This is a genomic window from Serratia sp. H402Y (genome assembly GCF_051172415.1).
Lineage (GTDB): Bacteria > Pseudomonadota > Gammaproteobacteria > Enterobacterales > Enterobacteriaceae > Serratia > Serratia ureilytica.
Genome location: NZ_JBPIYZ010000002.1, coordinates 77,153 through 100,510, shown reverse-complemented (window position 1 = coordinate 100,510; position 23,358 = coordinate 77,153). Strand labels below are relative to the sequence as shown.

Below are 23,358 nucleotides of genomic sequence, written 5' to 3'. Positions count from 1 at the left end.
ACCAGCACACAATCGACAAATATGGCGCAATTCTACTCTCCCAAACGCCGCGTGACGACCCGGCAGAGCTCACAAATCTTCACCGTGACGGTGAGCGATCTCGATCCTTTCGGCCAGGGCGTGGCGCGCCACGACGGCAAAGCGGTGTTCGTGCCGGGCGTATTGCCGGGCGAGCAGGCGGAAATCCAGCTGACCGAAGACAAGCGCCAGTTCGCCAAAGGCAAGCTCAAGCGCCTGCTGAGCCGCAGCCCGCAGCGGGTGGAGCCGCGATGCCCGCATTTCGGCGTGTGCGGCGGCTGCCAGCAGCAACATGCGGATGAGGCGCTGCAACAGCAGAGCAAGGCGGCGGCGCTGGTGCGCATGATCGCCCGCGAAACCGGAGTAACCCCGCAACAGGAACCGGTGATCGCCGGCCCGGAATACGGCTATCGCCGCCGCGCCCGCCTGAGCCTGGCGTGGCAGCCGAAGCTGCAGCGCCTGATGATGGGGTTTCGACAGGCGGCCTCCAGCGAGCTGGTGGCGGTGGAGCACTGCCCGGTGCTGCGCCCGGAGCTGGAACAGCTGCTGGCGCCAGTGCGCGCCTGCCTGAGCGGGCTGCAGGCGGTGCGGCGGCTGGGGCATGTGGAGCTGGTGCTGGCGGATAACGGCCCGCTGCTGGTGCTGCGCCATCTCGATGCCCTGAAAGAGGCGGATCGCCAGGCGCTGTTGGCGTTTGGCGAGCGGGAAAAGGTCGCCGTTTATCTGGCGCCGGACAGCGATCGGGTGGAAAAACTGTGCGGTGAAACGCCGTATTATCAGGTTGACGGGCTACGCTTAGACTTCAGTCCGCGCGACTTTATTCAGGTCAATGACGCCGTAAACCAACAAATGGTGGCGCAGGCCCTTGAATGGCTCGACATTCAACCCAATGATCGGGTGCTGGACCTGTTCTGCGGCATGGGGAATTTCACCCTGCCGCTGGCGCGCCGCGCCGCTGCGGTGGTGGGCATCGAAGGTGTTGCCACGCTGGTAGCGAATGGGCAATATAATGCACATAAGAATAAGCTGAATAATGCGTCGTTCTTCCATGAGAATCTGGAGGACGACGTTGAGCGGCAACCTTGGGCAGCACAAGGGTTTGATAAGGTGATGCTGGATCCCGCCCGCGCCGGTGCGGCCGGGGTGATGTCACACATTGTAAAACTGGCGCCGGCGCGGGTGGTGTATGTTTCCTGTAACCCCACCACGCTGGCTCGCGACAGCAACGTGCTGTTGAACGCCGGTTATCGTCTTGCGCGCGTGCGGATGTTGGATATGTTTCCGCACACGGGGCATCTTGAATCAATGGCGCTGTTTATCAACGAGCGCGCGCCAGAGGTCGCTGCAAAGTAGGGAGAAGTTATGGTTGCGGTAAGAAGTGCACATCTGAATACGGCGGGTGAGTTCGCTCTCGATGAGTGGATCGCCGGCTTGGGGCTACCCAACCCGCAGTCATGTGAGCGATTGGCCGCAACCTGGCGTTATTGTGAGCAGCAGACCCAAAACCATCCCGACGCCTCGCTGCTGTTGTGGCGCGGCCTGGAGATGGTGGAAATCCTCTCGACGCTGAGCATGGACAACGACAGCATGCGCGCCGCGCTGCTGTTTCCGCTGGTGGATGCCGGCATTGTGCAGGAAGAGATCCTGACGGAAACGTTCGGCAAGGGCATCGTCGCCCTGGTGCATGGCGTGCGGGACATGGACGCCATTCGCCAACTGAAAGCCACCCAAAACGATTCGATGGCCTCCGAACAGGTCGACAACGTGCGCCGCATGCTGCTGGCGATGGTGGAGGATTTCCGCTGCGTCGTCATCAAGCTGGCGGAGCGCATCGCCCACCTGCGCGAGGTGAAAGACGCGCCGGAAGACGAACGCGTGCTGGCGGCGAAAGAGTGTTCCAACATCTATGCGCCGTTGGCTAACCGGCTCGGCATCGGCCAGCTGAAGTGGGAGCTGGAGGATTTCTGCTTCCGCTACCTGCACCCGGAAGAATACAAGCGCATCGCCAAGCTGCTGCATGAGCGCCGCATCGATCGCGAACAGTTCATCGACGATTTCGTCGCCGGGCTGCGCGCCGAGATGGCCAAAGAAGGCATTCGGGTGGAGATTTACGGCCGGCCGAAACACATCTACAGCATCTGGCGCAAGATGCAGAAAAAGCACCTGGCGTTCGACGAACTGTTCGACGTGCGCGCGGTGCGCATCGTGGCGGAGCGTCTGCAGGATTGCTATGCGGCATTGGGCATCGTGCATACCCACTTCCGCCATCTGCCGGATGAGTTCGACGACTACGTCGCCAACCCCAAACCCAACGGCTACCAGTCGATCCACACCGTGGTGCTGGGGCCGCGCGGCAAAACCGTCGAGATTCAGATCCGCACCCGGCAAATGCACGAAGACGCCGAACTGGGAGTGGCCGCGCACTGGAAGTACAAAGAGGGCGCGGGGGTTACCGTGCGCTCCGGCTATGAAGAGCGCATCGCCTGGCTGCGTAAGCTGATCGCCTGGCAGGAAGAGATGGCGGACTCCGGCGAGATGCTCGACGAAGTGCGCAGCCAGGTGTTCGACGATCGGGTCTATGTCTTTACCCCGAAAGGCGACGTGGTGGATCTGCCGGCCGGCTCCACGCCGCTCGATTTCGCCTACCACATTCACAGCGACGTTGGTCACCGCTGCATCGGCGCCAAGATCGGCGGCCGCATCGTGCCGTTTACCTATCAGCTGAAGATGGGCGATCAGATTGAGATCATCACCCAGAAACAGCCGAACCCGAGCCGCGACTGGCTGAACCCGAACCTGGGCTACGTGACCACCAGCCGCGGGCGCTCGAAGATCCACAACTGGTTCCGCAAGCAGGATCGCGACAAGAACATTCTTGCCGGCCGCCAGATGCTGGACAACGAACTGGAACACCTCGGCATCAGCCTGAAAGAGGCCGAGAAGCTGCTGATCCCGCGCTACAACATGAACTCGCTGGACGAGGTGCTGGCGGCGATCGGCGGCGGGGACATTCGCCTGAACCAGATGGTGAATTTCCTGCAGGGCAAGTTCAACAAGCCGAGCGCCGAAGAGCAGGATCGCGAGGCGCTGCGCCAGCTGGTGCAGCAGAAAGCGCCGCCGCCGGCCCGCAACAAGGATAACGGCCGCGTGGTGGTGGAGGGCGTGGGCAACCTGATGCACCACATCGCCCGCTGCTGCCAGCCGATCCCGGGCGACGACATCGTCGGCTTTATCACCCAGGGGCGCGGCATCTCGATCCACCGTGCGGACTGCGATCAGCTGGCCGATTTGCAATCGCATGCGCCGGAGCGCATCGTCGATGCGGTGTGGGGAGAAAGCTACTCCAGCGGTTATTCGCTGGTGGTGCGCGTGATGGCCAACGATCGCAGCGGGCTGCTGCGCGATATCACCACCATTCTGGCCAACGAAAAGGTCAACGTGCTGGGCGTCGCCAGCCGCAGCGATACCAAGAAGCAGTTGGCCACCATCGATATGGACATCGAAATTTATAACCAGCAGGTGCTGGGCCGGGTGCTGGCGAAGCTGAACCAGCTGCCGGACGTGATAGACGCCAAGCGTCTGCACGGCAACTAACTCCTGCGCCTTTCGGGCCGCATCCGAGGTCGATGCGGCCCGAACTCCATCAGTTCCGGCGGACATGTCCGTGCGCCCCCATTTTCTCAGAGATTTTTTATGACCCAATCCACTTCGTTGCAGCGCCTGCTGAACATCATGAAAACGCTGCGCGACCCGCAGAACGGTTGCTCATGGGACCGTAAGCAAACCTTCGCCACCATCGCGCCCTACACGCTGGAAGAGACTTACGAAGTGCTGGACGCCATCGAACGGCAGGACTACGCCGATCTGCGCGACGAACTGGGCGACTTGCTGTTTCAGGTAGTGTTCTACGCTCAGATGGGGCAGGAACAGGGGCTGTTCGATTTTGATGAGGTGTGTACTGCCATCAGCGACAAGCTGGAGCGCCGTCATCCGCACATCTTCGGCGACGCCGAGGGCGGAGACAGCGAAGCCGTGGCGGCGCGCTGGGAGCAGCTCAAGGCCGGCGAGCGCGCCGAAAAAGCGCTGCACTCGGTGCTGGACGACATTCCGCAGGCGTTGCCGGCGTTGATGAAGGCGCACAAGATCCAAAAACGCTGCGCCTCGGTCGGCTTCGACTGGAACACGCTGGGCCCGGTGCTGGACAAAGTGTATGAAGAGATCGACGAAGTGATGCACGAAGCCCGCCAGGCGGTGGTCGATGAAAGCAAGCTGGAAGAGGAGATCGGCGATCTGCTGTTCGCCACGGTGAACCTCTCGCGCCATTTGGGCCACAAGGCCGAGAACGCATTGCAGGCGGCCAACCGCAAGTTCGAACGCCGCTTCCGCCAGGTGGAGGCGATCGTCAAGCAACGCGGGCTACGCTTGGAAGACGCCACGCTGGAGCAGATGGAAGATGCCTGGCAACAGGTGAAACGCCAGGAAAGTTGAATCGCTGCAACGACAATGTTGAATGTTGATCACAAACAAGGTTCACTCAGGCTGAAACGGTTAAGCTTACGGTCAGGTCACAGGCGCAGGGCTGCCGTCGGCAGCAAAAGGCCAACAAACTGAAATCTAAGGTGTTTTATCGCTCGAGAGGGGCGGTAAAAAGAAATTTTCTCCGCTAACTCTTTGTATTTCCTGGAGGGTTTTGGGCGCGCCGGCGGAGTAAACCCTGATGAACACGGGAGGGCGGCCGAGATGATGGACAGCAAAACGATCGTTTGTAGGTCAGGAGAGGTTCGGGTATACTACTTTCCCGTCCTGGTTCTTCCATCGTCTTTAAACCTAAACTCTCAGGTTCAGCATGACAACTAATTATATTTTTGTGACCGGCGGGGTCGTATCCTCTCTGGGTAAAGGCATTGCCGCAGCCTCTCTGGCGGCTATTCTTGAAGCCCGTGGCCTCAACGTTACCATCATGAAACTGGACCCGTACATCAACGTGGATCCGGGCACCATGAGCCCGATTCAGCATGGGGAAGTTTTCGTCACCGAAGACGGCGCAGAAACCGATCTGGATTTGGGTCACTACGAGCGCTTCATCCGCACCAAAATGTCGCGTCGCAACAACTTCACCACCGGCCGCATCTACTCCGACGTGCTGCGTAAAGAACGCCGCGGCGACTATCTGGGCGCGACCGTGCAGGTCATTCCGCACATCACCAACGCGATCAAAGAACGCATCATCGAAGGCGGTGAAGGCCACGATGTGGTGCTGGTGGAAATCGGCGGCACCGTCGGCGATATCGAATCGCTGCCGTTCCTCGAAGCCATCCGTCAGATGGCGGTGGAAGTGGGCCGCGAGCACACCCTGTACATGCACCTGACGCTGGTGCCGTACATGGCGGCGGCGGGCGAAGTGAAAACCAAGCCGACCCAGCATTCCGTAAAAGAGCTGCTTTCCATCGGTATTCAGCCTGATGTGCTGATTTGCCGTTCCGACCGCGCGGTTCCTGCTAACGAACGCGCGAAAATCGCGCTTTTCTGCAACGTGCCGGAAAAAGCGGTTATCTCTCTGAAAGACGTTGATTCTATTTATAAAATCCCAGGCCTATTGAAATCTCAGGGGCTGGACGATTATATTTGTAAACGATTCAGCCTGAACGCGCCGGAAGCCAACCTGGCCGAATGGGAACAGGTGATCTACGAAGAAGCCAATCCGGGCGGCGAAGTGACCATCGGTATGGTCGGCAAATACGTTGAGTTGCCGGACGCCTACAAGTCGGTGATCGAAGCGCTGAAGCACGGCGGGCTGAAAAACCGTCTGACCGTGAACATCAAGCTGATCGACTCGCAGGACGTGGAAACCCGCGGCGTGGAAGTGCTGAAAGGGCTGGACGCGATCCTGATCCCGGGCGGCTTCGGCTACCGCGGCGTGGAAGGCAAAGTGATGACCGCACGCTATGCGCGCGAGAACAACATTCCTTACCTGGGCATTTGCCTGGGCATGCAGGTGGCGTTGATGGAGTTCGCTCGCAACGTGGCGGGGATGGAGAACGCCAACTCCACCGAGTTTATGCCAGACTGTAAGTACCCGGTGGTGGCGTTGATCACCGAATGGCGCGATGAAGACGGCAACGTCGAAGTGCGCAGCGAAGAAAGCGATTTGGGCGGCACGATGCGCGTAGGTGGCCAACAGTGCAACCTGAGCGACAACAGCCTGGTGCGTCAGCTGTACGGCGAACCGACCATTGTCGAGCGTCATCGTCACCGTTACGAAGTTAACAACATGCTGTTGAAGCAGATCGAAGCCGCAGGGCTGCGTGTCGCCGGTCGTTCCGCCGACAACAAGCTGGTCGAGATCATTGAACTGCCGAATCACCCGTGGTTTGTGGCCTGTCAATTCCACCCGGAATTTACATCGACGCCGCGTGATGGGCATCCGCTGTTCGCCGGCTTCGTGAAAGCCGCAGGCGAGCATCAGAAGCGCCAGGTGAAATAAAATATTTGGTAGGCGGCGCGCGGTGAGAACCGCGCGCTGTTTGTCTGGAGTTTTAGTTTAACTTGTACTGAGGAAAACCTAATGTCCAAAATCGTTAAAGTCATCGGTCGTGAAATCATCGACTCCCGCGGTAACCCGACTGTTGAAGCCGAAGTTCATCTGGAAGGCGGTTTCGTCGGCCTGGCTGCTGCGCCGTCAGGTGCTTCTACCGGTTCCCGCGAAGCGCTGGAACTGCGTGACGGTGACAAGTCTCGTTTCCTGGGTAAAGGCGTACTGAAAGCCGTTGCTGCAGTAAACGGTCCGATTGCTCAGGCAGTACTGGGTAAAGATGCCAAAGACCAGGCGAACATCGACAAGATCATGATCGAGCTGGACGGCACCGAAAACAAATCCAACTTCGGCGCCAACGCCATTCTGGCGGTTTCCCTGGCAGCAGCGAAAGCGGCCGCAGCCTCTAAAGGCATGCCGCTGTACGAGCACATCGCTGAACTGAACGGCACCCCAGGCAAATTCTCCATGCCACTGCCGATGATGAACATCATCAACGGCGGCGAGCACGCTGACAACAACGTCGACATTCAGGAATTCATGATTCAGCCGGTTGGCGCGAAGACCCTGAAAGAAGCGGTGCGCATCGGTTCCGAAGTGTTCCACCACCTGGCGAAAGTTCTGAAAGCCAAAGGCATGAACACCGCCGTGGGCGACGAAGGCGGCTACGCGCCAAACCTGGGTTCCAACGCCGAAGCGCTGGCGGTTATCGCTGAAGCGGTAAAAGCGGCGGGCTACGAGCTGGGCAAAGACGTCACTCTGGCGATGGACTGCGCGGCTTCCGAATTCTACAAAGACGGTAAATACGTGCTGGCCGGCGAAGGCAACAAAGCCTTCACTTCCGAAGAGTTCACTCACTTCCTGGAAGAGCTGACCAAACAGTACCCAATCGTGTCTATCGAAGACGGCCTGGATGAATCCGACTGGGCGGGCTTCGCTTACCAGACCAAAGTGCTGGGCGACAAAATCCAGCTGGTGGGCGACGATCTGTTCGTGACCAACACCAAGATCCTGAAAGAAGGCATCGAGAAAGGCATCGCTAACTCCATCCTGATCAAATTCAACCAGATCGGTTCTCTGACCGAAACGCTGGCGGCTATCAAGATGGCGAAAGACGCCGGCTACACTGCGGTGATCTCTCACCGTTCCGGTGAAACCGAAGACGCAACCATCGCCGACCTGGCGGTAGGGACTGCGGCTGGCCAGATCAAAACCGGTTCCATGAGCCGTTCTGACCGCGTTGCCAAGTACAACCAACTGATCCGCATCGAAGAAGCGCTGGGTGACCGTGCGCCGTTCAACGGCCTGAAAGAAGTTAAAGGCCAGTAAGTTCGACCGATTCGGTTGCTAAATAAAAACCCGCCGCGGCGGGTTTTTTTATGGCTGACGTACCAATGTTAATCCTGTTTTATTTATTAACAATCACTGCGTTTACCCTAATAAATTTATTGTGCAGTTTTCTTGCCGGTTTTTATATTCCGTTTTTATTTGCTTTATAACTATTCGTTACTAGACTGCCAATAAGGCGGCGTTATTTTTTTCTTGCCGTTAAATATCGCCATCATCGTAATGCGTTCTTTCATACTGCCGGGCTTCGGCTGGGGGAGGGCCAGATGCGACAGCGAGTCGTCATTGTCGGCGGTGGAACCGGCGGCACCATGCTAGCCAATCTGCTGGCCGTGAAATTGCACTGGGAAATTCTCAATAATAAAGTTGAGTTATTAATGATTTCGGATTCGCCGCTGCATTATTACAAGCCGGCGTTTATGTATGTTGCATTCAATAATTTTTTCAAGCAGGAGCTCACGCGTTCACAGCGGAGTTTATTGCGGCCGGAAATACAGTTTGTCGTCGATAAAGCGGAATCTTTTGATTTAAAACAGCGGTATATCATTACGCAAAGCGGCAAGCATTATCCGTATGACTTCCTGGTTTTCGCCACCGGCTGCGTGCCCTGGCCGGAGCGCATCGAAGGGTTGGCGCAGGCGGGCGATCATTTCTACCAGTATCAGGCCGCGCGGCGGTTGGCGCATAAGCTGGCGACGATCGAGAAAGGCCGCATTTTCATCACCGTGTCCTTCCCTGAAACGCCTAATGTGCCCCATCAGTGCGGCATCGCGCCGATCGAAACCACCCTGATGCTGGACGACTACCTGCGGCGGCGCGGCGTGCGCAAGGCGGTGGAGATCGTTTATACCTATCCAACCATTTCTCAACTGCTGCGCAACTGTCTGTTTTTACAGCGCCCGACCGGCGAAGCGCTGCCCGCTATTTTTGCCGCGCGCGACATTCGCCACCAGCGTGGGTTTACCCTCAGCCGGGTGGACGCTCAGCGCAACATCGCCTATTCCGCCGAGGGGGAAGAACAGCCGTTCGACATTCTGATGGCGACGCCGCCCATCCGTGCAGTGGAGGCGGTGCGCAATACCGGGTTGAGCGAGAGCCAAAACGGCGAAGGCTGGCTGCCGACCGATCATCAAACGCTGCAGGTCTACGGCCAGCAGGGGGTGTATGTCATAGGCGATACCGTGGATTTGCCGGTCAGCAAGGCCGGCGGCTCTTGCCATAATCAGGCGCCGGTCATTGCCGACAACATCGTGGCGGAAATGCGGCTGGGCCAAACCGTGAGCCATTATGACGGCAAGGTGCAGGCGGTCGCGCAAATGGGGCTGAATGCCGGCATGCCGCTGGTGTACGACTACCGTCACGACGTGCTGCCGACGCCCGCCACCAAGGCGGGCGGCATGCTGCGCAACGGGTTCAACCGCGGCCTTTACTGGGCCACGGTAAGGGGGCTGATATGACGGAAAGCACGGTGCACGCGGCTGACCTGCAATCATTGGCGGCGTTGCTCGAGAAACTGCAGCCGCTGCTGGCGGGCGGCCGTTTGGATAACGTGGTCGATCTGTTGTCGCTGCTGTCGGACGCGGTGGACATCGCCGACAACGCGCTGGTGGAGAAACTGGCCGGCGTCTTTGAAGGTTTGGTGACCATCGGTTGGGAAGGCGGAACGGCGCTGCAGATGGCGCACAGCGAGCTGCAATTGAATCCTCCGCCGGCCAGTTTTCGCGCGCTGTACGCCTTGCTGAAGCAGCCGGATACCCTGCTGGGGTTGACGCTGCTGCTGCGTACTTTACAAATCATCGGCCAGCGCACGCGAGACAGCGCATTGCCGCCGGCCCTTTCGGATGAATCAAAAAATTAAGCTTCACCCACTCAGGTAAGGAGTTGTGTTATGTCCGCTACAGCAGTTGGCCACGACTTTGCCACCCGGGCTATTCATTACGGCTACGATCCGCAGCGGTATCAGGGGGCACTGTCTCCGCCGGTGTTTATGAGCTCTACGTTTGCTTTTCCCACTGCGGAATACGGCGGCGCCTGCTTTGCCGGCACCGAGCCGGGGTACTTTTACTCGCGCATCGCCAATCCGACGTTAAACCTGCTCGAGCAACGCATCGCCAACCTGGAGGAGGGGGAGGCGGCGGTGGCGTTCGCTTCCGGCATGGGGGCGATCACCGCCTGTTGCTGGACGCTGCTCAGACCGGGCGATGAGCTGATTGTCGACGAAACCGTGTATGGCTGCACCTTCAGCTACTTTCATCATGGCCTGGCGCACTTTGGCGTCAAGATAACCCACGTTGATCTGACCCGGCCGGAGCGGCTGGCGGCGGCCATTGGACCGCGTACCCGCCTGGTGTATTGCGAAACGCCGGCCAATCCCAATATGCGTTTGATCGATATCGCCGCCGTGGCGGAGATTGCCCATCGGCATCAGGCGCTGTTGCTGGTGGACAACACCTATTGCACGCCCTATCTGCAGCGGCCTTTGGCGTTAGGCGCCGATATCGTGGTGCACTCGGCGACCAAGTACCTCGGCGGACACGGCGATCTCCTGGCCGGAATAGCGGTGACGCGTCAGGCGTTGGCCGAGGCGATTCGTCTGGAGGGGTTAAAGGACATGACCGGGGCGGTACTGTCGGCGCAAGATGCCGCGCTGGTGCTGCGCGGGATGAAAACCCTGCCGCTGCGCATGGATCGTCATTGCGATAACGCGCAGCGCCTGGCGGAGATGTTGGCGGAGCATCCGGCGGTCGAGCGGGTATATTACCCCGGCCTGGCGAACTTCCCGCAGCATGCGTTGGCGCAGCGGCAAATGGCGCGCCCCGGCGGCATGCTGGCGTTTGAGCTGCGGGGCGGCCTGCGTGCGGGCATTCGTTTCCTCAACGCGCTGCAGCTCATCTTGCGCGCGGTCAGCCTGGGCGATTGCGAAAGCCTGGCGCAGCACCCGGCCAGCATGACGCACTCGGCCTACACGCCGGAAGAGCGGAAACGGCACCACATCAGCGAGGGGCTGGTGCGGTTGTCCGCCGGGCTGGAGGCGTTTGACGATCTGCGGGCGGATATCCTGCAGGCGTTGGCGCAGGCGCAATAAAAAACCCGCCGCAGCGGGTTTTAGCAGAAGCGAGCGTTACATCTGTTGCGTCGCCGCGGTCACCGGCGAACCGCCGCCTTTCTTGCGTACCCACAGCCAGTAAGCCACGGTGAGTAAAGCGATCCACACCAGCCCGACGTACAGCGCGATGCGGCTCTCTTCGAAATAGCCGAGCAGGCCGATGACGAATGCCATAAAGGCGGTCGCCAATGCCGGCGCGACCGGCCACCACGGCACCGGGAAGCTCAACTGACGCGTTTCTTCCGGCGACAGCGTGCGGCGCATGACGATCTGCGACAGCAGGATCATCAGCCATACCCAGACGGTGGCGAAGGTGGCGATCGAGGCGATGATCATGAAGACCTTCTCCGGGATCAGGTAGTTGAGCACCACCGCCAACAGCAGGGCGACTGACATCACCAGCACCGTCATCCACGGCACGCCGCCGGCGGTCAGTTTGGTGAAGCTGCGCGGCGCCTGGCCGTCCTGCGCCATGCCGTACATCATGCGGCCGGCGCCGAAGATATCGCTGTTGATGGCCGAAATGGCGGCGGTGATCACCACCACGTTCAGCACGTTGGCGGCGGAACTGATGCCGAGGTTGCTGAAGATCTCAACGAACGGGCTGCCGTTCTGGCCGATGCTGTTCCACGGATAGATCGCCATCAGCACCGTCAGCGTCAGCACGTAAAACAGCAGGATGCGCACCGGCACGGCGTTGATCGCCTTCGGCAGCACTTTGGCGGGGTCTTTCGCCTCGCTGGCGGTGATGCCGATGATCTCGATGCCGCCGAAGGCGAACATCACCACCGCCAATGACGCGACCACGCCGCCGAAGCCGTTAGGCATAAAGCCGCCGTGTTGCCACAGGTTGCTGATACCGGTGGCGTGTTGGGTTTGCCCGAAACCGAACAGCATCACCGCCGCACCGCCGACGATCATCGCCACGATGGCGGCGACCTTGACCAGCGACAGCCAGAACTCCAGCTCGCCGAAGACCTTGACGCTGCACAGGTTGAGCGCGCCGATAAACAGGATGATGCTGAGCACCCAAACCCACTGAGCGACGGCTGGGAACCATAGCCCCATATAGATGCCGAAGGCGGTGACGTCCGCCAGGGCGACGATCACCATTTCGAAGGTGTAGGTCCAGCCGGTGAGGAACCCGGCCAGCGGGCCGAGATAGTGGCTGGCATAGTGGCCGAACGAGCCGGAAACCGGCTGATGCACCGCCATTTCACCCAGCGCGCGCATCACCATGAATACCGCCGCGCCGCCCACCAGATAGGCCAGCAGCACCGCCGGGCCGGCCAGTTGGATGGCGCCGGCGGAGCCGTAGAACAGGCCGGTGCCGATCGCCGAGCCGAGAGCCATGAAACGGATATGCCGCGCGTTTAGTCCGCGTCTGAGTTGTGTCGTTTCGTTACGCATGTTGTTTCCCGTTAAGTGTTTGCCGAACAGGCACGCGCTGCCCGCACCGGGTGGAACGCACCCGGCGGGGCAGAACAAACTGCGTGATTCAGTGTGTGATGATTATGCCTGGCTAGGCAGCAGCGCCGCAGGCAGCAGCGATGTCAGGTGACCGGCCGCCAAGAGTTGGCTGGCGGCTTCAATGTCGGGGGCGAAGAAACGATCCTTGTCGTAGAAACTGACATGCTCGCGCAGCAGACGGCGCGCCTGCTCCAGACCTTCCGAGGTCTTCAGGCCGTTGCGGAAATCCAGGCCCTGGCAGGCGGCCAGCCATTCGACCGCCAGAATGCCACGCACGTTGTCCGCCATGCTCCACAGGCGGCGACCGGCGGCCGGCGCCATGGAGACGTGGTCTTCCTGGTTGGCGGAGGTCGGGATGCTGTCGACGCTCGACGGATGCGCCAGCGCTTTGTTTTCGCTGGCCAGCGCCGCGGCGGTGACCTGAGCGATCATGAAGCCGGAGTTCACGCCGCCGTTTTCCACCAGGAACGGCGGCAGTTGCGACATGTGTTTGTCCATCATCAGCGAGATGCGGCGTTCGGACAGCGAACCGATTTCGGCGAACGCCAGCGCCAGGTTATCGGCGGCCATCGCTACCGGTTCGGCGTGGAAGTTGCCGCCGGACAGCACGTCGCCCTGTTCGGCGAACACCAGCGGGTTATCGGAGACGGCGTTGGCTTCGATTTCCAGCACCTCGGCGGCCTGGCGGATCTGCGTCAGGCAGGCGCCCATTACCTGCGGCTGGCAGCGCAGGGAGTAAGGATCCTGCACTTTTTCGCAGTTGCGGTGCGAGTCGGAGACTTCGCTGCGCGCGCCGAGCAGGTGGCGGTAGGCGAGGGCGGCGTCGATCTGGCCGCGTTGGCCGCGCACCTCATGGATACGCGCATCGAACGGGCTGCGGGAGCCCAGCGCCGCTTCCACCGTCAGGCTGCCCGCCACGGTCGCGGCGGCGAACAGGTCTTCCGCGTCGAACAGGCCGCGCAGCGCGAAGGCGGCGGAGACCTGGGTGCCGTTCAGCAGCGCCAGGCCCTCTTTCGCCGCCAGCGTCAGCGGTTTCAGACCGGCCTTGGCCAGCGCTTCGGTCGCCGGCAACCATTGGCCCTGATGGCGCGCCTGGCCTTCGCCCAGCAGCACCAGGCTCATGTGCGCCAGCGGCGCCAGGTCGCCGGAGGCGCCGACCGAGCCCTTCAGCGGGATATGCGGATAAACTTCGGCGTTGACCAGCGCGATCAGCGCCTGGATGACTTCCAGACGAATGCCGGAGAAACCGCGCGACAGGCTGTTGATTTTCAGCACCATGATCAGGCGCACCAGATTGTCGTCGGTGGGCTCGCCCACGCCGGCGGCGTGTGACAGCACGATCGAACGCTGCAGGTTTTCCAAATCGTCGCGGGCGATGCGGGTCGAAGCCAGCAGGCCAAACCCGGTGTTGATGCCGTAAGTGGTGCGGTTTTCTTCAACGATGCGTTCCACGCAGGCCACGCTCTGCTGGATAGGGCCGTAGGCGTTGTCGTCCAGCGTCAGCGTCACCGGGTGTTGATACACGTCGCGTAGCTGGGCCAGCGTCAGTTTGCCTGGGCGAATAGTCAGCGCTTTCATGCTTTTTCTCCTTGGGTCGCGGCAACCATCGGTAGGTTCAGGCCTTGCTCACGGGCGCAGTCGATAGCGATATCGTAACCGGCGTCGGCGTGACGCATGACCCCGGTAGCCGGGTCATTGTGCAGGACGCGGGCAATGCGCTCGGCGGCTTCGTCGGTGCCGTCGCAGACGATCACCATGCCGGAGTGTTGGGAGAAGCCCATGCCGACGCCGCCGCCGTGGTGCAGGGAAACCCAGGTGGCGCCGCTGGCGGTATTCAGCAGCGCGTTCAGCAGCGGCCAGTCGGAAACGGCATCGGAGCCGTCTTTCATCGCTTCGGTTTCACGGTTCGGGCTGGAAACGGAGCCGGAATCCAGATGGTCGCGGCCGATGACGATCGGGGCGGACAGTTCGCCGCGGCGCACCATCTCGTTGAACGCCAGGCCCAGCTTGGCGCGCTGGCCGAGGCCAACCCAGCAGATGCGCGCCGGCAGGCCCTGGAAGCTGATGCGCTCGCGCGCCATGTCCAGCCAGCGGTGCAGGTGCTCGTCATCCGGGATCAGCTCTTTCACCATGGCGTCGGTTTTGTAGATGTCCTGCGGATCGCCGGACAGCGCCGCCCAGCGGAACGGCCCGATGCCGCGGCAGAACAGCGGACGGATGTAGGCCGGCACGAAGCCCGGGAAGTCGAAGGCGTTGTCGACGCCGGTTTCTTTCGCCATCTGGCGAATGTTGTTGCCGTAGTCGAAGGTCGGCACGCCCATCTGCTGGAACGCCAGCATGGCTTTGACGTGATCGGCCATCGATTGCTTGGCGGCGGCGACCACTTTGGCCGGCTCGGTTTGAGCGCGCTGGCGATACTCTTCCCAGCTCCAGCCCTTCGGCAGGTAGCCGTTCAGCGGATCGTGGGCGCTGGTCTGGTCGGTGACCATGTCCGGGCGCACGCCGCGGCGCACCAGCTCAGGCAGGATTTCCGCCGCGTTGCCGCACAGAGCGATGGAGATGGCTTTGCCTTCTGAGGTGTATTTCTTGATGCGGGCCAGCGCGTCGTCCAGATCTTTGGCCTGCTCATCGACGTAGCGGGTTTTCAGACGGAAATCGATGCGGCTCTGCTGACATTCGATGTTCAGCGAGCAGGCGCCCGCCAGCGTCGCGGCCAGCGGCTGCGCGCCGCCCATGCCGCCCAGACCGGCGGTCAGCACCCAGCGCCCCTGCAGGCTGCCGTCGTAGTGCTGGCGGCCCGCTTCGACGAAGGTTTCATAGGTGCCCTGAACGATGCCCTGGCTGCCGATGTAGATCCAGCTGCCGGCGGTCATCTGGCCGTACATCGCCAGGCCTTTGGCGTCCAGCTCGTTGAAGTGTTCCCAGGTTGCCCAGTGCGGCACCAGGTTGGAGTTGGCGATCAGCACGCGCGGCGCGTTGCTGTGGGTTTTGAAGACGCCGACCGGTTTGCCGGACTGCACCAGCAGGGTTTCGTCTTCTTCCAGCGTTTTCAGGGTTTCGACGATCTTGTCGTAGCAATCCCAGTCGCGCGCGGCGCGGCCGATGCCACCGTACACCACCAGCTCGTGTGGGTTCTCCGCAACTTCAGGATCGAGGTTGTTCATCAGCATGCGTAACGGCGCTTCGGTCAGCCAGCTTTTTGCGTTTAATTGTGTGCCGCGTGGCGCGCGTACATCGACATTGCGAACTTTGTTATTTGTAGTCACAGCATTTTCCTCAAACAGTATCGGTGCAGATTCCATGCCGCGGTGGGGATGAGTACCACGGCATAACAATGCGTAGGGCTTATTAACATATACTTGTATGTACAAGCATATGCAACACTGACCAGTTGCCGCTGAAAAGTGGCATAAGAAAAAGTTATTTTCTTTTTATATCAGGTTGATATGCGATTTTTTATCGCCGGTCTCAGGTACGGAAAGCCGGAGAAAAGTGAGCTGTTCGGCAAAAATGAATTAAAATTGACTCATTTTTGGGCGGCTAGTCACAATATTTTTACAGTCTGATTACAGTTGACGGCGGAGGATAAAAAAGCCCTATCACCGCAGGAAGAAAGCCCGCCGTGGGCGGGCTTGCAAGGGTCAGGCGGCCGGCTGTAGCGTCGGTTTGCGGCTCATCTTGCACACCGTGGCGATGGCGGCGATCAACGCCGGCACGCACAGGAACATCAGGATGCTCTGCACTTCCCACTGCATGGCCAGCAGTTGGGCGCCCATCATGGTGCCGGCGACGCCGCCGAAGCGGCCGATGCCCTGCATCCAGGCGATGCCGGTGGCGCGGCTGTGGGTCGGGTAGAAGGTCGCCGCCAGCGTTTGCAGCCCGGACTGCGCGCCGTTCATGGTGACGCCCATCAGGAAGATGAAGGCGCCCAGCAGCACGATCTGTTTATCCTCGGTGGCCATCGCCACGATCAGCAGGGCGGTGACGACAAAGCCGCTCGAGACCACTTTGTGCGCATTCCAGCGGTCCATCAACCAGCCGGCCACCAGGATGCCCAGCGTGCCGCCGAAGGTGAACAGCGAGGTGAGCATCGCCGATTGCTCCAACTGATAGCCCAATCCCTGCATCAGGATTGGCATCCAGCTCAGCAACACGTAGTAGATCACCAGCCCCATAAAGTAGGTCAGCCACAGCATCAGCGTGCCGAGCAGGTAAGGGCGGCTGAACAGCAGGCCGACGCTGGTCTTGGTCTGCGCCAGCTTCTCTTCGTACAGGTAAAACCGCGTCACGCCGTCGAGGCTCCGGCTAACGAAGCGCTGCGCGATGCGCTTGATCTTCGCCGCATCCTGGCCGCGGTTAACCATATATTTAACCGACTCCGGCAGCAGCAGGATCAGCAGGACAGTCAATACCAGCGGCGCGATGGCGCCGAGCAGCAGCACGCTGTGCCAGCCGTAGTTCGGGATCAGCCACGATGAAATGGCGCCGCCGCCGGCCGCGCCCAGCGGAAAACCGCAGTACATGGTGTTGATCGCCAGCGAACGGCAGCGCTGCGGCGCGTATTCGGAGATCAAGGTAATGGCGTTGGGCATCGCCGCCCCCAGCCCGAGACCGGTGAGGAAGCGCCACAGCGTCAGGCTGTTGAGCGAACCGGCGTAGGCGGTGGCAAGGCTCGACAGGCCGAAGAACAGGCAGGAAAACACCAGCACGCGCTTGCGGCCGATGCGGTCGGAGATCGGCCCGGCGATCAGCGCGCCGAGCGACAGCCCCAGCAGCGCAGCGCTCAGCACCGGCCCCAGATCCTGCTTCACGATGCCCCAGTCTTTGGCGACCGAGGGGGCGATATAGCCCATGGCGGCGGTATCGAAACCGTCGATGGCGAGGATCAGAAATCCGAGAATGATCAGTGTCCAGTGAAACAGCGAAAACTTGCTGTCGTCGATGGCCTGTTGAATGTTTAACTCGCTGGTGGAATGAGTCATGGCACCCTCTAAACGCAGATGTAGTCGTGATGGATGGAACGTGGCCGAAACTGGCGCTCGGCTTGTGTTTGCTTGTATATACATCTGCGCGTCGGCGCTTTATGTCAAATATAATTATCTTATTTGTTAACTGTGTGTTGTTTTCTGTGGAGCAGGTTGCACCGCCGATGAAAGGCCAAAGACCGGTTAACAAATTAAATGAACGCCATTGGCGGTGAGATATGCTGACGGCGGCGCGGAGGATAAAATTTAATACAATTTTGGCCGTTTGGTCGCCGGGCCGGAATCTGCGATAATCGCTTTTTACTTTTCCAGATTGAGAAACCGATGCAGTACCCGATCAACGAGATGTTCCAAACCTTGCAGGGCGAAGGCTTTTTCACCGGCGTTCCGGCCATTTTCATCCGCCTGCAGGGCTGCCCGGTAGGGTGCAGCTGGTGCGACACCAAACATACCTGGGAAAAGGAAGCCCATCGGGAAGTCGACCTGCAACGGATCCTGGTCAAAACAGAAGAGAGCGACGCCTGGGGAAATGCCGGCGCCGAGCAGCTGTTGGCGGTGATGCGCCAACAAGGTTACACCGCGCGCCATGTGGTGATCACCGGCGGTGAACCCTGCATCTACGATCTGGCGCCGTTGACCGAGCTGTTCGAACAGCACGGCTACCGTTGCCAGATTGAAACCAGCGGCACCCACGAAATTCGCTGCTCCGCCAACACCTGGGTGACGGTTTCGCCCAAGGTGAATATGCGCGGCGGCATGAAGGTGCTGGATCAGGCGCTGCGGCGCGCCGACGAGGTGAAGCATCCGGTGGCGCGCGAGCGCGATATCGAGGCGCTGGATGCGCTGCTGGCGACGCTGCAGGACGATAAGGCGCGCATTATCGCGCTGCAGCCGATCAGTCAGAAAGAAGAGGCGACCCGCCTGTGCATCGAAACCTGCATTGCGCGCAATTGGCGGCTGTCGATGCAGACCCACAAATATCTGAATATCGCCTGAGTTTTTTATTGGCCGCAGGCCTTCGAACGGGACGGGAGTTACGGTGAAAATTGTATCGCGTGCATTCGAGGCGGTGACGGAAGCGGAATTGCGGTCGATTCGCTCGCTGTTGTCCGACGCTTTCCCCGAGATAACCGACGGATTTTATCGGCGGCAGGTGCCGGCTTGCCTGGTGACCGCCACGGAAGGCGAGGCGATCGTCGGCCAACTGGCGGTGCATGAGCGGCCGGTGTTGATTGACGGTGAGGCCGAGGTGATCGGCATCATCGGGCTGGTGGCCGTGGCACACACGCATCGGCGCCGCGGCGTGGCCGCAAACATGCTGGTGAAGGCGCATGACTATTTGCGCAGTAAAGGGATCGCGTATTCCATACTGTTTGCGGTAAGCGAAAAGTACTATACCGGCGCCGGCTATCGGGCGATGGAAAACGAGACGGCGTTCATTGAGGATGGCGAGAGTAAAACGTTTGTCTATCGAGGGGGAATGGCGTTGAGCCTGTCGGAAAGGCCCTGGACGGCGCGGCGTCTGGATCTGCAAGGCGAGGTAGTGTGAGGGTATCTGCACATACCCTCACGGCATCAACCTTTATATACGCATCCCGCCGTACAGGTCTCTTTCACCATCACCGCAGTCAGTTCCGGTAACTGGGGCTTGAGCTGCTGCCAAATCCAGGCGGCGAGCACTTCGCTGGTGGGATTTTCCAATCCTGGAATATCGTTCAGATAATGGTGATCCAGCCGCTCCCAGATCGGGGAAAACACAGCCTTGAGCTCGGCGAAATCCATCACCCAACCGGTGTGGGGATCCACTTCACCGGTCACTTCCAGACGCACCATAAACGAATGCCCATGCAGACGGCCGCATTTGTGGCCCTCCGGCACATGCGGCAAACGGTGTGCGGCTTCAAACTGAAAATCTTTAAACAGCGTGGTTGCCATTATTACGGCCTCATTGACTCAAAAACCGCCGCATAGTACCGGAAAGCGCGTCTGCTTGCCATTTATACCGTTATGGTCTACCGCCACGGCAAACGCATCCGGTTAACACTTTTTTTGTTTGGTGTCTGCGGCACCTATCGGCTGGGGTTATGAGCCGAAATGTTGAACGGTGAAAAAATGATGAAAAAAAGTGCTTTATTTTCATCTGGATAAAAAACTTTGTTTAACGGTTTAAGCGTTATCCCTTACCAGAAAAACAGCTTAGTCATTTTGGTTATGATTTATTGCTATCCCTTATTTAATCGTTGCTATTCTGCTCGGTAACCTTACAAACTCTCCTGATCTTTTCCGCACGCCCGACGCAGCGAAGAGACAGCGACTGACACTGGCGCGCGCCTGGCAGGAAAGGCGCTAAGTATAGGAAATAAGTACAGCAATGACGACTCAGGCTCCTCCAACATCTTTGCTCCCGCTGACGCCCGAACAGCTGGCACGCCTGCAGGCGACGATCGGCGACTATTCGCCGACGCAGCTGGCGTGGCTGTCCGGCTATTTTTGGGGCATGGTCAATCAACAGCCAGGAGCCGTGGCCATTGCGCCCGCCGCCCCTGCCGCCGCCGGCATCACCATCATTTCCGCTTCGCAGACCGGCAATGCGCGCCGCCTGGCAGAGCAGCTGCGCGATGATTTGCTGGCCGCCAATCTGAACGCCACGCTGATCAGCGCCGGCGATTACAAGTTCAAGCAGATAGCGCAAGAGCGCCTGCTGGTGATCGTCGCCTCCACGCAAGGGGAAGGCGAGCCGGCGGAAGAAGCGGTGGCGCTGCATAAATACCTGTTCTCGAAAAAGGCGCCGAAGCTGAGTGACACCGCGTTTGCGGTGTTCGGGCTGGGCGACACCTCTTATGAGAATTTCTGTCAGTCCGGTAAAGATTTCGACGCCAAGTTGGCCGAACTGGGCGCCGAGCGCCTGGTGGAGCGCGTGGATGCCGACGTGGAGTATCAGGAACTGGCCGCCGCCTGGCGCAAACAGGTGGTGTCGGTGCTGAAGGCGCGCGCGCCGGCGGAAAGCGCCGCGCCGGGCGCGTTGGCCAGCGGCGCGGTCGACCTGATCGACAGCAGCCCGTACAGCAAGGAACAACCGCTCACCGCCCAACTGGCGGTCAAGCAGAAAATTACCGGCCGCGCGTCCGATAAAGACGTGCGCCATATCGAGATCGATTTGGGCGATTCGGGCCTGCGCTACCAGCCTGGCGATGCGCTCGGCGTATGGTTCGACAACGATCCGGCGCTGGTGGACGAACTGGTGCAGCTATTGTGGCTGAAAGGCGACGAACCGGTGGAGGTGGAAGGGCAAACCCTGCCGCTGGCGCAGGCGCTGCGCAGCCATTTCGAACTGACGCAGAACACCACGCCGATCGTCGATAAATACGCCGCGCTGTCGCGCGACGAAAAGCTGATCGGTCTGTTGGCGGATAAAGCCGCGCTGCAGCAGTATGCGCACAACACGCCGATCGTCGACATGGTGCGCCAGGCGCCGGCGGATCTGAGCGCCGAACAGCTGGTCGGGCTGCTGCGTCCGCTGACGCCGCGCCTGTACTCCATCGCCTCTTCACAGGCGGAAAATGAGAACGAAGTGCACATCACCGTGGGCGTGGTGCGTTACGACATCGACGGGCGCGCTCGCAGCGGCGGCGCCTCCGGTTTCCTGGCGGACCGCCTGGAGGAGGACGGCGACGTGCGGGTGTTTATCGAGCACAACGACAACTTCCGTCTGCCGGCCAACCCGGAAACGCCGGTGATCATGATCGGCCCGGGCACCGGCATCGCGCCGTTCCGCGCCTTTATGCAGCAGCGCGACGCCGATGGCGCCGGCGGCAAAAACTGGCTGTTCTTCGGCAACCCGCACTTTACCGAAGATTTCCTGTACCAGGTTGAATGGCAGCGCTACGTGAAAGACGGCCTGCTGACCCGAATCGATCTAGCCTGGTCCCGCGACCAGCAACATAAAATATACGTACAAGACAAACTGCGCGAACAGGGCGCGGAAGTGTGGCGCTGGATTCAGGAAGGCGCGCACATTTACGTCTGCGGCGATGCCAATCGCATGGCGAAAGACGTGGAGCACACATTACTGGAACTGGTGGCCGAGCACGGTGGCATGGATACCGAGCAGGCGGATGAATTTTTAAGTGAGCTGCGCCTTGAGCGCCGTTATCAGCGAGATGTTTACTGATGAGTGATAAACACCCCGGGCCTTTGGTGGTCGAAGGCAAACTGGCCGATGCGGAGCGCATGAAGAAGGAGAGCAACTTCCTGCGCGGCACCATCGCCGAAGATTTGAACGACGGCCTGACCGGCGGCTTCAACGGCGACAACTTCCTGCTGATCCGTTTTCACGGCATGTACCAGCAGGATGACCGCGACATTCGCGCCGAACGCGCCGAGCAGAAGCTGGAGCCGCGCCACGCCATGATGCTGCGCTGCCGCCTGCCGGGCGGCGTCATCAGCCCGCAGCAGTGGCTGGGCATCGACAAGTTCGCGCAGGAGAGCACGCTGTACGGCAGCATTCGCATCACCAACCGCCAAACGTTCCAGTTTCACGGCATCCTGAAAGGCAACGTCAAACCGGTGCACCAGTTGCTGAATCGCCTGGGGCTGGACGCGCTGGCGACCGCCAACGACGTGAACCGCAACGTGCTGTGCACCTCCAACCCGGTGGAGTCCGAGCTGCATCAGGAAGCCTACGAGTGGGCGAAGAAGATCTCTGAACACCTGCTGCCGCGCACCCGCGCCTATGCAGAGGTGTGGCTGGATCAGGAAAAGGTGGCCACCACCGACGAAGAGCCGATTCTGGGGCCGACCTACCTGCCGCGCAAATTCAAAACCACGGTGGTGATCCCGCCGCAGAACGACGTCGATCTGCACGCCAACGACATGAACTTCGTGGCGATCGCCGAAAACGGCAAGCTGGTGGGCTTCAACCTGCTGGTGGGCGGCGGGCTGTCCATTGAGCACGGCAACAAGAAAACCTACGCGCGTCAGGCCAGCGAGTTCGGCTACATTCCGCTCGAGCATACGCTGGCGGTGGCGGAAGCGGTGGTGACCACGCAGCGCGACTGGGGCAACCGCACCGATCGCAAGAACGCCAAAACCAAATACACGCTGGAGCGCGTCGGGGTGGACGTTTTCCGCGCCGAAGTGGAAAAGCGCGCCGGCATCACTTTTGCGCCGATTCGGCCGTATGAATTCACCGGCCGCGGCGATCGCATCGGTTGGGTGAAGGGCATCGACGATCAGTGGCACCTGACGCTGTTTATCGAGAACGGCCGCCTGCTGGACTATCCGGGGCGCCCGCTGAAGACCGGCATGGCGGAGATCGCCAAGATCCATAAAGGCGACTTCCGCCTGACGGCGAACCAAAACGTGATCATCGCCGGCGTGCCGGAAAGCGAAAAGGCTAAGATTGAAGCCTTGGCGCGCGATCATGGCCTGATCGACGACGAGATCAGCGAGCAACGCAAAAACTCGATGGCCTGCGTGTCGTTCCCGACTTGCCCGCTGGCGATGGCGGAGGCCGAGCGTTTCCTGCCGCAGTTTGTCACCAAGGTGGAAGGGATCATGCATCGGCACGGGGTGGGTGACGAGCATATCGTGCTGCGCATCACCGGCTGCCCGAACGGCTGCGGCCGCGCGCTGCTGGCGGAGCTGGGGCTGGTGGGCAAGGCGGTCGGCCGCTATAACCTGCATTTGGGCGGCAACCGCGAAGGCACGCGCATTCCGCGCATGTACCGCGAAAACATCAACGAAGACGAGATCCTGAGCGAGATCGACCTGTTGGTGGGGCGCTGGGCGAAGGAGCGCAACGCCGGCGAAGGCTTCGGCGACTTCACCGTGCGCGCGGGCATCGTCAAACCGGTGCTGGATCCGGCGCGAGATTTCTGGGAGTGAGGCCGGGCGGCCCC

Annotated in this window: 17 protein-coding genes; 12 read left to right on the top strand and 5 right to left on the bottom strand. The window is 60.4% G+C overall.

Annotation, left to right across the window (positions count from 1 at the left end; all coding sequences use genetic code 11):
• Positions 1-21: 21 nt before the first annotated feature.
• The 8 genes from rlmD (at position 22) to ACSBQS_RS14430 (ending at position 10,982) form a co-directional block, all read left to right on the top strand.
• Positions 22-1,371 carry a 23S rRNA (uracil(1939)-C(5))-methyltransferase RlmD gene (gene rlmD, locus ACSBQS_RS14465; protein ID WP_047025213.1) on the top strand — a complete coding sequence of 450 codons (1,350 nt, stop codon included), beginning with the start codon at positions 22-24 and terminating at the stop codon, positions 1,369-1,371.
• A gap of 9 nt (positions 1,372-1,380) precedes the next feature.
• Positions 1,381-3,612 (top strand): GTP diphosphokinase, encoded by a 2,232-nt coding sequence (gene relA, locus ACSBQS_RS14460; RefSeq protein WP_197666579.1) that lies wholly within the window; start codon positions 1,381-1,383, stop codon positions 3,610-3,612.
• A 99-nt stretch (positions 3,613-3,711) separates the two neighbouring features.
• Entirely contained in the window at positions 3,712-4,506 is a 795-nt protein-coding gene (gene mazG / locus ACSBQS_RS14455; protein ID WP_172756161.1) for a nucleoside triphosphate pyrophosphohydrolase, read from the top strand.
• A 358-nt stretch (positions 4,507-4,864) separates the two neighbouring features.
• The gene (gene pyrG / locus ACSBQS_RS14450; protein WP_004932674.1) at positions 4,865-6,502 is read left to right on the top strand and encodes a glutamine hydrolyzing CTP synthase; all 1,638 of its coding nucleotides are present in this window, start codon (positions 4,865-4,867) and stop codon (positions 6,500-6,502) included.
• A gap of 81 nt (positions 6,503-6,583) precedes the next feature.
• Positions 6,584-7,879 carry a phosphopyruvate hydratase gene (gene eno, locus ACSBQS_RS14445; RefSeq protein WP_004932670.1) on the top strand — a complete coding sequence of 432 codons (1,296 nt, stop codon included), beginning with the start codon at positions 6,584-6,586 and terminating at the stop codon, positions 7,877-7,879.
• Positions 7,880-8,163: 284 nt separating this feature from the next.
• Positions 8,164-9,354 (top strand): NAD(P)/FAD-dependent oxidoreductase, encoded by a 1,191-nt coding sequence (locus ACSBQS_RS14440; protein WP_042783697.1) that lies wholly within the window; start codon positions 8,164-8,166, stop codon positions 9,352-9,354.
• Entirely contained in the window at positions 9,351-9,755 is a 405-nt protein-coding gene (locus tag ACSBQS_RS14435) for a hypothetical protein (protein WP_080280870.1), read from the top strand. The genes ACSBQS_RS14440 and ACSBQS_RS14435 overlap by 4 nt, the downstream gene beginning before the upstream one ends.
• 30 nt (positions 9,756-9,785) lie before the next feature.
• Entirely contained in the window at positions 9,786-10,982 is a 1,197-nt protein-coding gene (locus tag ACSBQS_RS14430; protein WP_434990965.1) for a methionine gamma-lyase, read from the top strand.
• Positions 10,983-11,018: 36 nt separating this feature from the next.
• Here the strand turns inward: ACSBQS_RS14430 and ACSBQS_RS14425 are convergent, their stop codons facing one another.
• The 4 genes from ACSBQS_RS14425 to ACSBQS_RS14410 form a co-directional block, all read right to left on the bottom strand.
• Positions 11,019-12,413 (bottom strand): amino acid permease, encoded by a 1,395-nt coding sequence (locus ACSBQS_RS14425; protein ID WP_342163848.1) that lies wholly within the window; start codon positions 12,411-12,413, stop codon positions 11,019-11,021.
• A 102-nt stretch (positions 12,414-12,515) separates the two neighbouring features.
• Positions 12,516-14,051 (bottom strand): histidine ammonia-lyase, encoded by a 1,536-nt coding sequence (hutH, locus tag ACSBQS_RS14420; RefSeq protein ID WP_025301604.1) that lies wholly within the window; start codon positions 14,049-14,051, stop codon positions 12,516-12,518.
• Positions 14,048-15,739, bottom strand: a complete 1,692-nt coding sequence (hutU, locus tag ACSBQS_RS14415) for a urocanate hydratase (RefSeq protein ID WP_025159649.1) — start codon at positions 15,737-15,739, stop codon at positions 14,048-14,050. Before hutU ends, hutH begins: the two co-directional genes overlap by 4 nt.
• 375 nt (positions 15,740-16,114) lie before the next feature.
• Complete coding sequence (locus ACSBQS_RS14410) at positions 16,115-17,455, bottom strand: MFS transporter (RefSeq protein WP_033641877.1); 1,341 nt, start codon at positions 17,453-17,455, stop codon at positions 16,115-16,117.
• A 327-nt stretch (positions 17,456-17,782) separates the two neighbouring features.
• On the opposite strand from ACSBQS_RS14410, the gene queE reads away from it, so the two are divergent.
• Both queE and ACSBQS_RS14400 read left to right on the top strand, forming a co-directional pair.
• Complete coding sequence (gene queE, locus ACSBQS_RS14405) at positions 17,783-18,454, top strand: 7-carboxy-7-deazaguanine synthase QueE (RefSeq protein ID WP_033641878.1); 672 nt, start codon at positions 17,783-17,785, stop codon at positions 18,452-18,454.
• Between the two features lie 43 nt (positions 18,455-18,497).
• On the top strand, positions 18,498-19,007 hold the full coding sequence (locus ACSBQS_RS14400) for a GNAT family N-acetyltransferase (RefSeq protein ID WP_049866645.1): 510 nt from the start codon (positions 18,498-18,500) through the stop codon (positions 19,005-19,007).
• Between the two features lie 26 nt (positions 19,008-19,033).
• On the opposite strand, the gene queD is transcribed toward ACSBQS_RS14400, so the two are convergent.
• Entirely contained in the window at positions 19,034-19,393 is a 360-nt protein-coding gene (gene queD / locus ACSBQS_RS14395) for a 6-carboxytetrahydropterin synthase QueD (protein WP_004932638.1), read from the bottom strand.
• Positions 19,394-19,829: 436 nt separating this feature from the next.
• Here queD and cysJ point away from each other — a divergent pair, with 436 nt between their 5' ends.
• Entirely contained in the window at positions 19,830-21,629 is a 1,800-nt protein-coding gene (gene cysJ / locus ACSBQS_RS14390) for an NADPH-dependent assimilatory sulfite reductase flavoprotein subunit (RefSeq protein WP_033651649.1), read from the top strand.
• Positions 21,629-23,344 carry an assimilatory sulfite reductase (NADPH) hemoprotein subunit gene (gene cysI / locus ACSBQS_RS14385; RefSeq protein WP_197782033.1) on the top strand — a complete coding sequence of 572 codons (1,716 nt, stop codon included), beginning with the start codon at positions 21,629-21,631 and terminating at the stop codon, positions 23,342-23,344. Before cysJ ends, cysI begins: the two co-directional genes overlap by 1 nt.
• Positions 23,345-23,358: the final 14 nt, after the last annotated feature.

What these genes read in the sequence shown, in the direction of transcription:
- rlmD (WP_047025213.1), top strand. Translation starts at nt 22, where the DNA reads ATGGCGCAATTCTACTCTCCCAAACGCCGCGTGACGACCCGGCAGAGC.
- relA (WP_197666579.1), top strand. Translation starts at nt 1,381, where the DNA reads ATGGTTGCGGTAAGAAGTGCACATCTGAATACGGCGGGTGAGTTCGCT.
- mazG (WP_172756161.1), top strand. Translation starts at nt 3,712, where the DNA reads ATGACCCAATCCACTTCGTTGCAGCGCCTGCTGAACATCATGAAAACG.
- pyrG (WP_004932674.1), top strand. Translation starts at nt 4,865, where the DNA reads ATGACAACTAATTATATTTTTGTGACCGGCGGGGTCGTATCCTCTCTG.
- eno (WP_004932670.1), top strand. Translation starts at nt 6,584, where the DNA reads ATGTCCAAAATCGTTAAAGTCATCGGTCGTGAAATCATCGACTCCCGC.
- ACSBQS_RS14440 (WP_042783697.1), top strand. Translation starts at nt 8,164, where the DNA reads ATGCGACAGCGAGTCGTCATTGTCGGCGGTGGAACCGGCGGCACCATG.
- ACSBQS_RS14435 (WP_080280870.1), top strand. Translation starts at nt 9,351, where the DNA reads ATGACGGAAAGCACGGTGCACGCGGCTGACCTGCAATCATTGGCGGCG.
- ACSBQS_RS14430 (WP_434990965.1), top strand. Translation starts at nt 9,786, where the DNA reads ATGTCCGCTACAGCAGTTGGCCACGACTTTGCCACCCGGGCTATTCAT.
- ACSBQS_RS14425 (WP_342163848.1), bottom strand. Translation starts at nt 12,413, where the DNA reads ATGCGTAACGAAACGACACAACTCAGACGCGGACTAAACGCGCGGCAT.
- hutH (WP_025301604.1), bottom strand. Translation starts at nt 14,051, where the DNA reads ATGAAAGCGCTGACTATTCGCCCAGGCAAACTGACGCTGGCCCAGCTA.
- ACSBQS_RS14410 (WP_033641877.1), bottom strand. Translation starts at nt 17,455, where the DNA reads ATGACTCATTCCACCAGCGAGTTAAACATTCAACAGGCCATCGACGAC.
- queE (WP_033641878.1), top strand. Translation starts at nt 17,783, where the DNA reads ATGCAGTACCCGATCAACGAGATGTTCCAAACCTTGCAGGGCGAAGGC.
- queD (WP_004932638.1), bottom strand. Translation starts at nt 19,393, where the DNA reads ATGGCAACCACGCTGTTTAAAGATTTTCAGTTTGAAGCCGCACACCGT.
- cysJ (WP_033651649.1), top strand. Translation starts at nt 19,830, where the DNA reads ATGACGACTCAGGCTCCTCCAACATCTTTGCTCCCGCTGACGCCCGAA.
- cysI (WP_197782033.1), top strand. Translation starts at nt 21,629, where the DNA reads ATGAGTGATAAACACCCCGGGCCTTTGGTGGTCGAAGGCAAACTGGCC.